The 14,832-nt window shown below is 41.1% G+C and carries 14 protein-coding genes; 1 reads left to right on the forward strand and 13 read right to left on the reverse strand.

What is annotated here, in order from left to right; genetic code table 11:
* Nucleotides 1–169: 169 nt before the first annotated feature.
* The 11 genes from ACSFVZ_RS11040 to rppH all read right to left on the reverse strand — a co-directional run bounded on the left by ACSFVZ_RS11040 (nucleotide 170) and on the right by rppH (nucleotide 10,473).
* Entirely contained in the window at nucleotides 170–823 is a 654-nt protein-coding gene (locus tag ACSFVZ_RS11040) for a FlgO family outer membrane protein (protein WP_435558856.1), read from the reverse strand.
* Nucleotides 824–826: 3 nt separating this feature from the next.
* Nucleotides 827–1,501, reverse strand: a complete 675-nt coding sequence (locus ACSFVZ_RS11045) for a FlgO family outer membrane protein (RefSeq protein ID WP_135923806.1) — start codon at nucleotides 1,499–1,501, stop codon at nucleotides 827–829.
* A 14-nt stretch (nucleotides 1,502–1,515) separates the two neighbouring features.
* On the reverse strand, nucleotides 1,516–2,109 hold the full coding sequence (locus tag ACSFVZ_RS11050; RefSeq protein ID WP_138558642.1) for a FlgO family outer membrane protein: 594 nt from the start codon (nucleotides 2,107–2,109) through the stop codon (nucleotides 1,516–1,518).
* 380 nt (nucleotides 2,110–2,489) lie between these two features.
* A complete protein-coding gene (locus ACSFVZ_RS11055) occupies nucleotides 2,490–2,825 on the reverse strand; it encodes an SPOR domain-containing protein (protein ID WP_435558857.1) in 336 nt (111 codons plus the stop codon).
* A gap of 138 nt (nucleotides 2,826–2,963) precedes the next feature.
* Entirely contained in the window at nucleotides 2,964–3,356 is a 393-nt protein-coding gene (locus tag ACSFVZ_RS11060; RefSeq protein WP_435558858.1) for an SPOR domain-containing protein, read from the reverse strand.
* Nucleotides 3,357–3,904: 548 nt separating this feature from the next.
* The gene (gene galU, locus ACSFVZ_RS11065) at nucleotides 3,905–4,786 is read right to left on the reverse strand and encodes a UTP--glucose-1-phosphate uridylyltransferase GalU (RefSeq protein ID WP_135923802.1); all 882 of its coding nucleotides are present in this window, start codon (nucleotides 4,784–4,786) and stop codon (nucleotides 3,905–3,907) included.
* Nucleotides 4,787–4,812: 26 nt separating this feature from the next.
* The gene (locus tag ACSFVZ_RS11070) at nucleotides 4,813–5,664 is read right to left on the reverse strand and encodes a thymidylate synthase (protein ID WP_135923801.1); all 852 of its coding nucleotides are present in this window, start codon (nucleotides 5,662–5,664) and stop codon (nucleotides 4,813–4,815) included.
* Between the two features lie 13 nt (nucleotides 5,665–5,677).
* Nucleotides 5,678–6,481, reverse strand: a complete 804-nt coding sequence (gene lgt / locus ACSFVZ_RS11075) for a prolipoprotein diacylglyceryl transferase (RefSeq protein ID WP_130052128.1) — start codon at nucleotides 6,479–6,481, stop codon at nucleotides 5,678–5,680.
* Nucleotides 6,482–6,495: 14 nt separating this feature from the next.
* On the reverse strand, nucleotides 6,496–7,305 hold the full coding sequence (locus ACSFVZ_RS11080) for a sulfite exporter TauE/SafE family protein (RefSeq protein WP_135923800.1): 810 nt from the start codon (nucleotides 7,303–7,305) through the stop codon (nucleotides 6,496–6,498).
* A gap of 339 nt (nucleotides 7,306–7,644) precedes the next feature.
* Complete coding sequence (ptsP, locus tag ACSFVZ_RS11085) at nucleotides 7,645–9,921, reverse strand: phosphoenolpyruvate--protein phosphotransferase (protein ID WP_138557319.1); 2,277 nt, start codon at nucleotides 9,919–9,921, stop codon at nucleotides 7,645–7,647.
* Nucleotides 9,922–9,954: 33 nt separating this feature from the next.
* The gene (rppH, locus tag ACSFVZ_RS11090; protein ID WP_138557318.1) at nucleotides 9,955–10,473 is read right to left on the reverse strand and encodes an RNA pyrophosphohydrolase; all 519 of its coding nucleotides are present in this window, start codon (nucleotides 10,471–10,473) and stop codon (nucleotides 9,955–9,957) included.
* A 540-nt stretch (nucleotides 10,474–11,013) separates the two neighbouring features.
* Here rppH and mutH point away from each other — a divergent pair.
* Nucleotides 11,014–11,685: a DNA mismatch repair endonuclease MutH gene (gene mutH / locus ACSFVZ_RS11095; RefSeq protein ID WP_058586533.1), complete on the forward strand. Its 672-nt coding sequence runs from the start codon at nucleotides 11,014–11,016 to the stop codon at nucleotides 11,683–11,685.
* Between the two features lie 48 nt (nucleotides 11,686–11,733).
* On the opposite strand, the gene eno is transcribed toward mutH, so the two are convergent.
* Together eno and pyrG are read right to left on the reverse strand one after the other, a co-directional pair.
* Complete coding sequence (gene eno, locus ACSFVZ_RS11100; protein WP_435558859.1) at nucleotides 11,734–13,032, reverse strand: phosphopyruvate hydratase; 1,299 nt, start codon at nucleotides 13,030–13,032, stop codon at nucleotides 11,734–11,736.
* Between the two features lie 113 nt (nucleotides 13,033–13,145).
* Nucleotides 13,146–14,780 (reverse strand): CTP synthase, encoded by a 1,635-nt coding sequence (gene pyrG, locus ACSFVZ_RS11105; RefSeq protein ID WP_063529466.1) that lies wholly within the window; start codon nucleotides 14,778–14,780, stop codon nucleotides 13,146–13,148.
* Nucleotides 14,781–14,832 lie beyond the last annotated feature (52 nt).

Below are 14,832 nucleotides of genomic sequence, written 5' to 3' on the forward strand. Positions count from 1 at the left end.
CTTGTAGCTTGTAGCTTGTAGCTTGTAGCTTGTAGCTTGTAGCTTGTAGCTTGTAGCTTGTAGCTTGTAGCTTGTAGCTTGTAGCTAAAATTATAACGGGCTAAGGCTTTTTGAATCAAGCATTTGTACCAATCGGTAAGGTACTTTACCGATTGGTATTAATAAGCTGCTAATTTAGTTTGGCTGTTGCGAATTGAATCGACTCATTTTTGAGTACAAAGTACGGGATCACTTTTTGCGCGCTAGCAACAACGAGTTTGGAATTTAAATTCACTACTCGGGCATTTACTTCTACACCATTGGTTCGATAGATTAGTGTGCCTGCTAACACATGGCTAGCGATACGGCGCTCAGCAAGTTCTTCAACGTCACGCGACATGACAAAATCACCGCGGGCGGTTACGTTAATCACATCCATCGCTTTAAAATCAACAACCCCATAACCAAACTTTTGTAGTTGGTACATCATAGACTCGGCGATTTGATTGCCAAGTTGCGAGCTGCTTTTTAAGCTTGTATCAAGATCGACAAATGTCGTTATTGCAATACCTAACTCACTTTCTTGCTGCATGGTATCAACTAATTCAAGTGCCATTTGCTCAACATAATTAACCAGCGTTTTATGATGCTGATATGGCACAAATAAGCGGTGATTTTCGTTAGTTTGTTGCGACTCTTTTTGCTCGAGCTCTTGCAACATAGCAACGTAATCAGCTTGTGATGATGTGGTGTTAGACGTGCTTTGATTTGCCTCGCCTTGCTCAGCAAGTAATTGGCAACCTGACAGCGCTAATAATATGAATGCTAAGAAAATACCTTTCATACCTTACTCACTTGCTTGTTTTAGCATTATTCCGTCGCTACGATTGGTGCTATCTAAGGCATCGACCACAGATTGCGGAATAAACCCTTGTGCAGATCCCACCACGGCTTTACTTGCCAAACCAACGATACGAGCATTCACCAGTACCCCGCTTTGATGATTAACTAGGGTGCCGGCTAGCACATAATTAAAGTTTTGGTCTTGGTTAAGCTCTAAATAATCTCGGCTAAATACATAATCACCACTAGGCGTTACACGCATGTAATCGGTCGTTTTGAAATCGACAACAGGTACACCAAAGGTATGCAGTTCGTGAATAAAACTTTCAGCGAGCTGGTTACCTAGTAACGTGGTTGAGTTGTAGTCAGCATCAAGATACACAAAGCTTGAAACAGCAATAGGAGTTTTATCGTTCACATATTGCAAGTTTTCAACTAAGTCTTGCATGATGCCACGTACATAATGATTGATATTTTTACGAGTTGGCGCTGCGGTAAAACTACTGTTGTTTAACACGGCTTGATTAGTTTGAAATACGCTGTCGTTACTATGCGGTGCAGCCACTTCTCGTTGAGCCATTAGCTGTGGTTCATCGTGCTGTTCAGGTGTATCACTAGCAAGCATCGAAGAGCAACCAAATCCCATAGGCAAACACATACTTAAAATTAAACGTTTCATTAATTGAATTCCTCTTAATATTCGCTTCGATACAACTGACCATTACGCTGCTGTACTTTTTCAGCTCCCCACATAACGTTTATCGGGATCTCTGTACTTGCCGCAGATACAACACGCTGATCTTTTGTATTGACGAGTCGAGCATTCACTATATAGGCATGTTGTTGCCGGGTAAGTGTGCCGGTAATAACAAAGTCAATATTCTGACGTTGGCGTAAGGTTTTTATATCGCGACTAAGTACACTATCGGCCGTTGGCTGCAAATTTAAAGTATTTTCTAGTCGATATTCGATAGTATGAAAGCCTAGCTGGGTAAATTGCGTAAGTAAGCTCTCTTGAATTTGCTGACTCAAGCCACTGCCTTGATCTTGCGCCAACTTAGTCCCCAAGCCATCTGCCATGTAAAAGCTCGTAACAGCAATGCGCGCATTACCTTTGTAAGGGCCTTGAATACGACTTAACTGACTACTTAAATCAGTAACATATTGATGCACTGTATAAGGAGCCATCGGTGATTTTGGCGTTTCTCTAGGGGGCGTTTTTTGTTGCTCTTCGGTTAAGCTACAACCCACTAACACTAAAAAAACGAAATAAACTAACAGACGCATATTTGCCATCCTCTTTCAACATGACAAATACAAAGCAATAATTATGCCTAACTATTATTATTGGCGAGATTTACTTTGATAGTCTAGAAACGAGAAACTCTGATACCAATTTGGTTATTTAGCTGTTCCTGGCAGTTGCTCCTGCATTGCCCTACCCTCTTCATCCATACAATCGTAAATAAGTAATTTTTAACGCAGCTAGCTTCAGGCTTATCCCCATGGGTGGTTTCTGTATTTCGGGTTGGTATTTATCTAAGCGAATAAGCCTTTTAATGATAAGTCTGCTTGCTGTTTATAATAGCTACTCAGGCCGAGTATGTGAGACTGTTAATTTGAAGAGCAAAGTAGCTGCGATTATTATTTAATACTAAAAGCAATAGTTAAAGCATCTCGCCAACAAATGTTGCAGTTACACATGACTGACCCATTTTTTTAGCAATCTCACAAAAAGCGCTGGCCTGGCTGTAGTTTTTAAAAGGTCCTGCACGCAGCGCATACAAAGTGACTCCCTTTTGATCACGTTGTTTAAAGCGAAAACTAAGCCCTTGTAAAGCATTAGGATAATCATGTTTTAGCTGCAATACTTGATGACTCACTTTATTCACTGACAAATATAGCCCCAGCTGCACACCTGCAGCTTGATTATTGTCAGTAGCAAGCTCAGGTTGCACTTGCTGCTTAGTGTAAACAGGCTCATCTTGCTCTTGCGTCATCATACACGCTGCCAAAGTTAATAAACTTAAGATAATGAACAAATGCCTAAGAAGAGTAAAAAAAATCATGTAAACGTCAACTCTAAAAAATAGGCATAAATTCTAGCAAACAAAATGCCAACCCAGTTAAAAAGAATTACATTAAAAGTAAACGCGATTATCCGTGTACTTGCTTACGAAGCAATCGATCCCTTGACGTTTTATGGCTTCGCAGTCTGCTTGTGCGTTTTTAAAATACTTGTAACCACCATATTTAAGACGATAAAACGTGTGTTGCTCAACAGTAGCGGTTTCAATATTTAAATTAGGCTCACCTTGAAAAATATTGGGGGCACGCTTGGTCATTTTTTTAACAGAATAAGCGAGTAATGGCTTTGATTGAACCGATGCAAGCTGCACAGCAAAGGCATATTCATGTTTAAACGGTTGCTCAATTAACGTGCTATTCAATGAACCAGCAGGAACTGTTTCAAGCGCTGCGTGTTGGTTAACTAAAAAGGGAGAGCTATCTACTTTTATAATATTTTGACTCAACAATTGCACAAGGTGCAATAAAGGCCATTGTTTAGGGGAAAGAAAAGAGGTTGTCGTATTATTGCAACCTGACACAGTCAAACACGCCACTAGGCATATACTGTAACGTAAAGGCTTCACACAACATTTCATAATCAGAGTTCTTAAACATACCATAAAAAATTTCTTCTCATTCAAGAAGACTCGCTGTTAGCACTTACCTGTACACCAAGGCGAATAAGATCATTTTAGGTATCAAATAAAAATACTAACACATTGTTTTTTATTTAGCGTTTCAAAAAGCGGCCATGAAAAAACATCCACTTCAAGTCTACGTCCTAAAATGGCAAATAATGCAATGAGCTAGGTTTCAACACTTGAGTAGAATAAATTATCAATCAATATGCAATGAAACATTTTAATTACATTCAATCATAACAATGTGTTAGGACAAAGGTATATCAGAAAAGTCATTATTTGCATAATGAACAAAAAATTAGGAAGGTAAATAAACATAAAAAAAGTGCCGTATAGGCACTTTTTGTATTATTTTTAATTAGATAGCTTAACTATTTAACAAGCGATTTAATAAAGTCGCTTAATTCATCTTTAAATTCTTCTCTGCGAAGCGCAAATTCAACAATTGCTTTTAAGTAGCCAATCTTGCTACCACAATCATGGCTTTTGCCTTTCATTGAATAAGCATCAACAATTTCTTTTTCCATCAACATTGCAATAGCGTCAGTTAATTGAATTTCATCGCCGGCACCTGCTGGAGTTTTTGCAAGTAGTGGCCAAATATTTTTGCTTAATACGTAACGGCCAACAACCGCAAGGTTTGAAGGAGCCTGATCAACTGGCGGTTTCTCAACCATGTTTAAAATAGCTGCACTTTCGCCTTGCTGAATTTTTGCATCGCCTAGGTCAACAACACCAAATTTGTCTACTTCGTTTTTTGGCACAGGCTCGACCATAATTTGGCTCTCACCTGTTTTTTCAAAGCGTTGGATCATCTCTGCTAAGTTGTCTTTTTTAAGATCGCTTGCTACATCATCAATGATCACATCAGGTAAAATAACCACAAATGGTTCATTACCAATAATCGGAGCTGCACAGTTGATAGCATGACCTAGCCCTTTCGCTTCACCCTGACGAACATGAATGATGGTTACATCTTTAGGGCAAATTGATTGTACCTCAGCAAGTAATTGGCGTTTAACACGCTTCTCAAGAGTCGCTTCTAACTCGAAGCTCGTGTCAAAATGGTTTTCAATTGAGTTTTTACTTGAATGGGTAACTAAAACAATTTCTTTAATACCAGCCGAAATCGCTTCATTCACTACGTATTGGATCAAAGGACGGTCGACAATAGGCAACATTTCTTTTGGAATCGCTTTCGTTGCAGGTAACATTCGCGTGCCAAGGCCAGCAACTGGGATCACAGCTTTCATTGATTTCTCCTTAAATTTTATTGTTCTTACACTGAAAACGGATACTTAATTGCATCGTGACACTGATAACCTACTACTTCAAAATCGTCTTTTGTAACCCAGGTTTCAATGTCTTCTAGTGATTTAATATTTGGGTTTATTTTTAATTCTGGCGACGCGAAAGGCTCACGCTTAAGCTGCACATCACGCATCAACTCCAGTTGATTTTCGTAAATATGCGCATTAGCAATTTTATGGTATGCCTTGCCCGGTTTGTGCCCAGTGATTTGTGCAACTAAAGCAAGTAACACAAAACATTGTATTTGATTAAAGTTTAAGCCTAGCGGCACATCACAGCTGCGTTGATATGATGTTAAGTATAGAGTATCACCCAACAAAGAAAAGGTATGAGTGTGCATGCAAGGGCGTAAACAGCCCAGCTCAAACTCACCAGGGTTATAAAAAGTGATGATCTCACCGCGATCATCAATACCTTTTGATAAGTTATCAATGACCTTTTTTAGCTGATCAAGGTGGCTGCCATCAGGGCGTTGCCAACTGCGGCCTTGCACACCATATACACGACCCATGTCGTCTTCGCCGCGACGATGCGGGTTTTCGAGCCAAGCCTTATTCTCGTTAGCGTTTGCATTCCAAGTCATGCAGCCAATTTCACGAAACTGTGCAGCGCTATCGTAACCACGCAAGTAACCAAGTAACTCTGCGATTGCAGCCTTATAAAAGCTCTTGCGTGTAGTGATCAGTGGAAACTTATTGTTTGCCACATCATACTCAAGATCGGCATTAATAACGGTTAAACATTTGGTGCCAGTGCGCTTATTTTCAACCCACACACCTTCATCAACGATGCGTTGACATAAATCTAAATACTGTTTCATTGATTAGCTCTTGTTATGCTTTGCTTGCCACGCTGTGTTGCGGCTTTTTATAGGCCCATATTAACAAACCAAGGCCACCGATGACCATTGGCAATGATAAGATTTGTCCCATTGAAATAACGCCTGCGAATAAACCTAAATGAGCATCTGGCTCACGGAAGTATTCAACAATAAATCTAAACACACCATAACCAAGTAAGAACACCCCAGCAACACTGCCCGCTGGACGTGGCTTTTTAATAAACCATTGTAAGATTAAAAACAGCACTAAACCTTCTAAAAAGGCTTCGTATAATTGTGATGGATGACGAGGCTCTGGACCACCTGTAGGGAAGATAAACGCCCATGGCACATCAGTTACTCGGCCCCATAATTCACCATTGATAAAGTTACCTATACGCCCTGCAAGTAGGCCAAGCGGCACTAAAGGTACAACAAAGTCGCCTACTTCAAACAATGACTTTTTACGTGTCCACGCAAATATAGCTATTGCTGTAATAACACCTAGCGTACCACCATGGAAAGACATGCCGCCTTGGTCAATTCTAAATAAATAAAGTGGGTTTTCAATAAAATAACTAAACTGATAAAACAATACATAGCCAATACGACCACCGAGTATTACCCCGAGCATGCCGTAAAATAGCAGGTCACTGACTTGTTCTTTTGTCCAACCTGAGTTTGGTTTTTCTGCTTGGCGATTAGCAAGCCACATAGCCAAAGCAAAACCAATTAAATACATTAAACCGTACCAACGTACGCTGAGCGGGCCTACCGAAAAAATAACCGGATCGATATCTGGAAATTGAAGAGCCATATAAATAAAAACCTTTAACTGAACACCATTTTAAGCGCAATTATGACAAGTAAGAGCGCAAATACTTTTTTTATTGTTGCCACTGGCAAGTAATGCGTTGCTTTAGCACCTATTGGTGCAATAAGCGACGAGGTAACCACAATCCCCACTAACGCAGGTAAATACACAAATCCGGCAAATCCATCACTAAAAGATGTTAATTGCCATCCAGCAGAGACATAGCCCACTGAACCAAACAGCGCAATGACAATACCACATGCAGCAGCACAACCAATGGCCTTTTTAATATCAACAGAAAAATAATGCAGTAACGGCACAATTAAAGCACCACCACCAATACCAATAAGTCCTGATAAAGCCCCCATTATGGCACATAAAAAGCCTAAAATGGGGCCTGAAGGTAATGGTTTTTCACTAGCCGCTTTAGCCCGGGTTGATAACACCATTCTGAGCGCAATAAACACCACGCTGCCAGCAAATACAAAACGTAATAATTGTTCAGGAATAAAGCTTGCTGCAAAGCCACTGATCAATGCGCCGAGCCCAACCCCAGTCATCACCCAAGGGGCAATTTGCCATGGCACATTAGCATTGCGATGATGAGCAAGGGCTGAAGAAGTTGAAGTAAAAATAATGGAAGCTAACGATGTTGCAATGGCAATGACTAAAACATGACTTGGATCAGCAACGTTAAATGACACCAGCAGCGCACTAAGAACAGGAACAATAATTAGTCCACCGCCAATCCCAAGCAACCCGGCTAAAAACCCCACTACGCTTCCTAAAATTGCGCAGTACACCATTAAAAGTATTACGTCATGCATAGCACACTCAAATATTCAGTTTGTTATATGCATATACTAAACTAATATATATACCCAAACCACCTCAAGATGCGAGTTTCAGTTGGAATTAAAAGCGATTTAGGCAAGGCATTGATTGCAAGTAATAGTGGTTCTATTGTTAAAATCAATAACGCAGTATAAATCGCTTTTAAACCAACCCTTTGGGCGCTTCACAGGCACTTACTCTCATCGTTGTTACTTCTTAAAAGGGAATGCCATTGTTGCAAAGTAACGCCTTGATATTAAGGCACCTGTGAAACGCTGAATTCTGCATCTTGAGATGGCTTGGGTATAGGAGCTTCACAGCACAATTTGACCTCATGATTGCCCTTGGCTTGGGGTGTAAAATAATTCACCCAGTTGATGCTCTATCATGAAGTTACGCGTTAATCTAAGTACGTGTTTTGCCGTTGGCTGCATTAAACACTCTGCAAGTAACTTTTCCATATCACTGACATTTAAACGTCTGAGCACAAACTTAATTTTACTAATTGATGAATAGTTCATACTCAAGCTTCGATAACCCATAGCAATGAGCAGTAATGCGCCTTCTGGGTCGCCGCCTAGCTCACCACATAAACTAAATGGCAGTTCATGTTGATGGCACTCTTGGGCAATTTTTAACAACACCCGCAGCACACTAGGATGGTATGGGTTAAACAACTCGGCAACGCGGGCATTAGAACGGTCAACTGCGAGCATATATTGGGTTAAATCATTACTACCCACTGAGCAAAAATCGACTTTTTGTGACCACTCTTCGAGCATAAATACACTTGAAGGAACCTCAAGCATCACCCCGACTTCTGGGCGTTCAATAGCTTGCTCTGGATATTGCTCACTTAATTCAAAGTATGCTTGTTCAAGCAGCTTTAATGATTCATCAACTTCTTCTGAACCACTGATCATCGGCAGCATTATTTTTAAATTACCTAAACCAATATTCGCTTTTAACATGGCTCTAAGTTGATCTAAAAAAAGTTCAGGGTGATCAAGAGTAACGCGTATACCGCGCCAACCTAAAAACGGGTTTTCTTCTGTTATGTTGAAGTAGTCTAATACTTTATCGCCACCAATATCTAAAGTACGCATCACCACAGGGTTCGGGTGATAGCTGGTTAGTACTTCTCGGTACCAAGTTTCTTGATCAGACTGGGAAGGAAACTGGCCTTTTTGCATAAACCAAGCTTCAGTACGATAAAGCCCAACACCGTCGCAGAAAGGTTTATTATCATGCTCGGTGTTTAACTCAAGGCCTGCATTAAGTAGTAAGCTAATGTGCTCACCATCACGCGTTACAGCTTCTAAACTTTGCTCTGCAAAAAAGCGATCATTTAATAGCGTTTCTTGGTATTTAAGTTGGCTATATTCTTCGTGTAACACTTGCGAAGGAGAAATATATAAACGCCCCGCATAGGCGTCTAAAATCATTGGTTTGCCTTCAAACTGCAATAACGGCACATCTTCAATACCCCAAATAGCTGGGATCCCCATCGCGCGGGTTAAAATTGAAGCATGGCTGTTCGCAGCCCCGTTCACACTCACCACCCCTGCTAAATGCCCTTTTGGCACTTCTGCAAGCATTGCTGGTGTCAACGTACTGGCAATTAAAATAGTATCTTTAGGGTAAGGCTTTGCTGCATGTTCGGTATTCACTAAGTGATGTAAAACCCGCAAGCCGATATCCTTAACATCAACGGCACGTTCTTTGATGTATGGGTCTTGCATAGCATTAAACTGTGAAACAAGCTTTTCGATTACAATTTTAAGTGCACTTTTAGCGCTCCACCCCTGTTGAAGCTGGGCTTCAACATTTTGCCCTAGACTTTTGGCATCAAGTAATTGTTGGTACACATCAAATACAGCAAGCGCTTCTTGAGGTATTGAATCGCTAAGTGTCATCGATAAGGTATTAAACTCGTTACGCGTCGCAGCAACAGCTTGAGTGAATAATTTACGCTGAGCGCTGATGTCATCGTCTTTTTGTAATTCGATAGACGTAAAATCTAGCTTTGGGATCACCACGAAGGCTTCGCCTATCGCTATGCCTGGTGCACTCGATACTCCTTTAAGTACCGAAGTCTGATGGGCAAAATCATCTAGCCTTAGTAACTCTTTTATTTCTGCATGGGCTAGCTGAGAAGCAAGTTGTGCCGAAAGCGTAATTAAAAATGACTCTTCGTCAGGGCTAAAAACCCGCGCTAATTTTTGTTGAACAACAATAACGCCTAAAACCTTTTTTTGGTGCACGACAGGTACTGATAAAAACGCGTTATAGCCTTCTTCATTAACTTCTGGCGAGAGTTTAAAGCGAGGGTGTGACTTTGCAAAAGCAATATTGATAGGCTCTTCACGCTGCGCAACAAGCCCAACGAGACCTTCAGTAAAGCCTATACGAAACTTTCCAACCGCATCTGGGTTGAGGCCTTGGGTGGCCATCAATACAAAGTTGTCTTGACTGTAATCTGCAAAATAAATCGAGCAGCACTGTGTTTGCATGGCATCTTTTACCATTTGCACAAAACACGCTAGCGCACTGTTTAAGTCCGCCTGTTGCGACACTGCCTCAGCAATTGATCTGAGCGTGGCTAACATGATGCTGCTCCTATAATTTAGATAAGGCAGGCCTTATCGTTTTTGTCGCCAATGATCTTTTTGTTGCTCTCGTTTATTAAACGGCATTGCAAACGGAGCAAACTCTTTCATTACTCGACGATATACATCGCGCTTAAACGAAACAACTTGCCTAACCGGATACCAATAACTCACCCATCGCCAATCATCAAACTCGGGGTGATGAGTTTTAAGTAAATCTACATCTTCATCTTTACAACGAAGTTTCAGTAAAAACCATTTTTGTTTTTGCCCAATACACACAGGACTTGAGTCTCTGCGAATTAAACGTTTGGGTAGTTTATAGCGTAACCAATGTTTTGAACTTGCGACGATCTCGACGTCTTCAGGAAGCAAGCCCACTTCTTCGTGTAATTCTCTGTACATGGTTTGCTCTGCTGTTTCACCATCGTCCACACCACCTTGGGGAAATTGCCAAGAGTGTTGACCATAACGACGAGCCCAAAATACTTGTCCCTGATTATTGCAAATTACAATTCCGACATTGGCACGAAAACCTTCGGCATCAATCACCTTAGTGCCTCATTTGTAAGTCGATTTTTATTGATTGTTCCACATAACCCGCGATACAGCAAACACTTTACACCCAAGCATAAAGGAGATTTAAAATAACTCATTTAACACGCCCATTTAATCAAGGTGTTACAAAGCTATTTTGATAAAAATACGCTGTTTGAATAAAATAACTATTTACAACCTCTTTTTTACCATCTTACCCACAGCTTGTGCATAACTTTTATAAAACATGCCTAATTTGCAAACAAATCCACAATCCACAGTTGAAATATCCACTTTCTCCACAGAAACTGTGGATAAACATGTTTATATATCTGTATTTATACAAACAACTAATCACTTAATATCGAAGCACAACGCAACAAAACAACTAAAACATATAGATTTCATATGGTTATACAATCAAGCCCACATATTCCACTGGTTGTTTTTAGCTCACACTTAACATGCGCAAAAAACACCCAAACACAAAGATATCCACTATGGCGCGCATTTGCTATCATGAACCGGATAATTAGACAATCAAATAAACGCCTTATGCGACCAATAAAACCCGCTTCTATAAACGAATTAATGCAACGTGTTGATGCTATTGCCGGCCTCACCTTAGGGCAATTAGCTGAGCAATATCAATTTAAAACACCTGACGATTTACTGCGTGAAAAAGGCTGGACCGGGCAACTTATCGAATATGTGCTTGGCGCAACAGCAGGCTCAAAACCAACACCTGATTTTGAAGAGTTAGGAATTGAATTAAAAACACTGCCTATTTCGTTTAAAGGTAAACCACTCGAAACAACATTTGTGTCAGTTACGCCGCTATTAAATGTTACAGGGATGACTTGGCAGCAAAGTACGGTGCGTAAAAAGTTGAATCATGTTTTATGGTTACCTATTTTAGGCGAGCGTGAGATACTGCCTTTTCACCGCACTATAGGCAGTGGCTTTTTGTGGCAGCCAAGTGCAGAGCAAGATGCCCTTTTACAAAGGGACTGGGAAGAACAAATGGAGCTAATCGCCCTTGGTCGCGTTGATGAAATTTCGGGGCACTTAGGCGATGTTATGCAAATAAGGCCAAAAGCAGCCAACAGTAAAGCACTTACCGATGCAATTGGCCCCAATGGCCAAATAATACAAACCCTACCTCGCGGCTTTTATTTAAAAACCAGCTTTACCGGCGAGATCTTAAAACAGCAATTTCAGCTATAAAAAAACCTCCCGCAGGAGGTTTTTAAAGTCTCGATGAGCTAAGCCAAATTACTGACCTTTAACTTCTTTAAGACCATTGTAAGGTGCTTTTTCACCTAGTACTTCTTCAATGCGAAGTAATTGGTTGTACTTAGCAATACGGTCAGAACGGCTTAATGAACCCGTTTTGATTTGACCTGCCGCAGTACCTACTGCTAAATCAGCAATTGTTGCATCTTCTGTTTCACCTGAACGGTGTGAGATAACAGCTGTGAAGCCAGCATCTTTAGCCATCTTGATAGCAGCAAGCGTTTCAGTCAATGAACCGATTTGGTTGAACTTGATAAGGATTGAGTTAGCAATACCGTTATCAATACCACGCTTTAAGATCTTCGTGTTAGTTACGAAAAGGTCATCACCTACTAATTGTACTTTGTCGCCAATTAGTTTTGTTTGGTGAGCAAAACCATCCCAATCAGACTCGTCTAAGCCATCTTCAATTGAAACAATTGGGTATTGCTCTGTCAGATCTTTAAGGAAGTGGTTAAACTCTTCAGAAGTGAATTTTTTACCTTCACCTTTAAGGTCATAGATATTAGCTTCTTTGTCGTAGAACTCAGATGCCGCACAGTCTAATGCTAGCGTGATGTCTTTACCAAGCTCGTAACCTGCATTTACAACAGCGACTTTAATTGCTGCAAGTGCCGCTTCGTTTGACTCAAGGTTAGGAGCAAAACCACCTTCGTCACCAACTGATGTAGAGTGACCTTCAGCTTTAAGTACTTTTGCTAAGCTGTGGAATACTTCAGCGCCCATACGTAATGCTTCACGGAAGTTTTTAGCGCCAACTGGCTGGATCATGAATTCTTGAATATCAACAGAGTTATCAGCGTGCTCACCACCATTGATGATGTTCATCATAGGTAATGGCATAGAGTAAACACCTGGTGTGCCGTTAAGGTCTGCAATGTGCTCATAAAGCTCAACGCCTTTTGAGTTTGCAGCCGCTTTAGCTGTTGCTAAAGACACAGCTAAGATAGCGTTAGCACCTAGTTTTTCTTTGTTTTCAGTACCATCTAAGTCAAGCATTACTTGGTCAACCGCTTTTTGATCAACTGCGTTTTGACCTTTAAGCGCTTCAGCGATTTCGTTGTTGATATAGCCTACTGCTTTTAAAACACCTTTACCTAGGTAACGTGCTTTATCACCATCACGTAATTCAAGCGCTTCGCGAGTACCTGTTGATGCACCAGATGGTGCTGCAGCACGGCCCCATGAACCATCAGCTAAATGTACATCAGCTTCAACAGTTGGGTTACCACGCGAGTCCATGATTTCGCGACCAATCACTTTTACGATTTCTGACATCTTGATTCCTCTTTTCCCGAAAATGGTGAGTTAGTGCCAATTTTATTAATTATCCTTAATGCCATTGGCTTATTAAAACAAATAAGCCGTGCATAAAGCACGGCCTATTAAAATTACGATGACGCTTTTTGGTGAGTGTGTGCAGCTGCGACAAACCCTTCAAATAGCGGGTGACCATCACGTGGTGTTGACGTGAATTCCGGGTGGAATTGCGCGGCAATAAACCAAGGGTGATCTTTATTCTCGATAATTTCGACTAATTTCTTATCTTCAGATAAACCAGTGAAACTTAAGCCTGCTTTTTCAAGCTGCTCTACGTAGTGATTATTCACTTCGTAACGGTGACGGTGACGCTCTACAATCTCGTCGCTACCGTACACTTCGCTTACTTTAGAGCCTGGTGTTAAATGACACTTCTGTGCGCCTAAACGCATAGTACCACCTAAGTCAGATTGCTCATCACGTACTTCAACGTTACCGTCAGCATCTTGCCACTCTGTGATTAGACCAACCACAGGATGTGCTGATTTAGCGTTAAACTCGGTTGAGTTTGCATCTTCAAGGCCTGCAACGTTACGCGCATATTCAATAAGCGCTACTTGCATACCTAAACAAATGCCTAAGTAAGGAACTTTGTTTTCACGTGCATATTTAGCCGCTAAGATCTTACCTTCAACACCACGACCGCCGAAGCCACCTGGTACTAAGATAGCGTCAAGGTGAGAAAGTAACTCAGTACCTTTGCTTTCTAAGTCTTGTGAATCAACGTATTCGATGTTCACGGTTAAACGGTTTTTCAGACCTGCATGCTTTAATGCTTCGTTTACTGATTTATACGCATCTGGTAGTTCGATGTATTTACCAACCATACCAATTGTCACTTCACCTGTTGGGTTAGACTCTTGATATAACACTTGTTCCCACTCAGATAAATCTGCTTCTGGGCACTCAAGATAGAAACGACGACATACGAAGTTATCTAATTCTTGTGACTTAAGTAACGCAGGGATCTTATAGATGCTTTCTACGTCTGGTAATGAAATAACAGCTTTCTCTTCAACGTTAGTGAAAAGTGCGATTTTCGCGCGCTCGTTATTTGGTAGTTTACGATCAGAACGACAGATTAAGATATCTGGTTGGATACCAATCGAACGTAATTCTTTTACAGAATGTTGTGTTGGCTTAGTTTTAACTTCACCTGCAGGGCCTAAGAATGGCACAAGCGTTAGGTGGATAAACAATGCGCGCTCACGGCCAATTTCAGTGCCAAGTTGACGAATTGCTTCTAAGAATGGTTGTGACTCGATGTCACCAACTGTACCGCCAATTTCAACGATTGCTACATCGCGACCTTCAGCACCGTCGTAAACACGTTGCTTAATGTCGTTTGTGATGTGTGGAATAACCTGAATTGTTGCACCAAGGTACTCACCACGACGCTCACGTCGTAATACATCTTCATAAACACGACCTTGTGTGAAGTTGTTGCGGCTAGTCATCTTGGTACGGATGAAACGCTCATAGTGACCTAAGTCAAGGTCAGTCTCTGCACCGTCTTCAGTTACAAATACTTCACCGTGCTGAATTGGGCTCATAGTGCCTGGGTCAACGTTAATGTAAGGATCCAGCTTTAAAATAGTCACGTTAAGACCACGTGCTTCTAAAATAGCGGCTAATGACGCTGCTGCAATACCCTTACCCAACGAAGAAACAACCCCGCCAGTTACGAAGATAAATTTTGTACTCATGCGAACCCTAGAATATCAGGAATTAAAAGGAATAATATAGAATCAAGACGGG

The sequence above is a fragment of the Pseudoalteromonas nanhaiensis genome (assembly GCF_051235485.1).
Taxonomy (GTDB): domain Bacteria; phylum Pseudomonadota; class Gammaproteobacteria; order Enterobacterales; family Alteromonadaceae; genus Pseudoalteromonas; species Pseudoalteromonas lipolytica_C.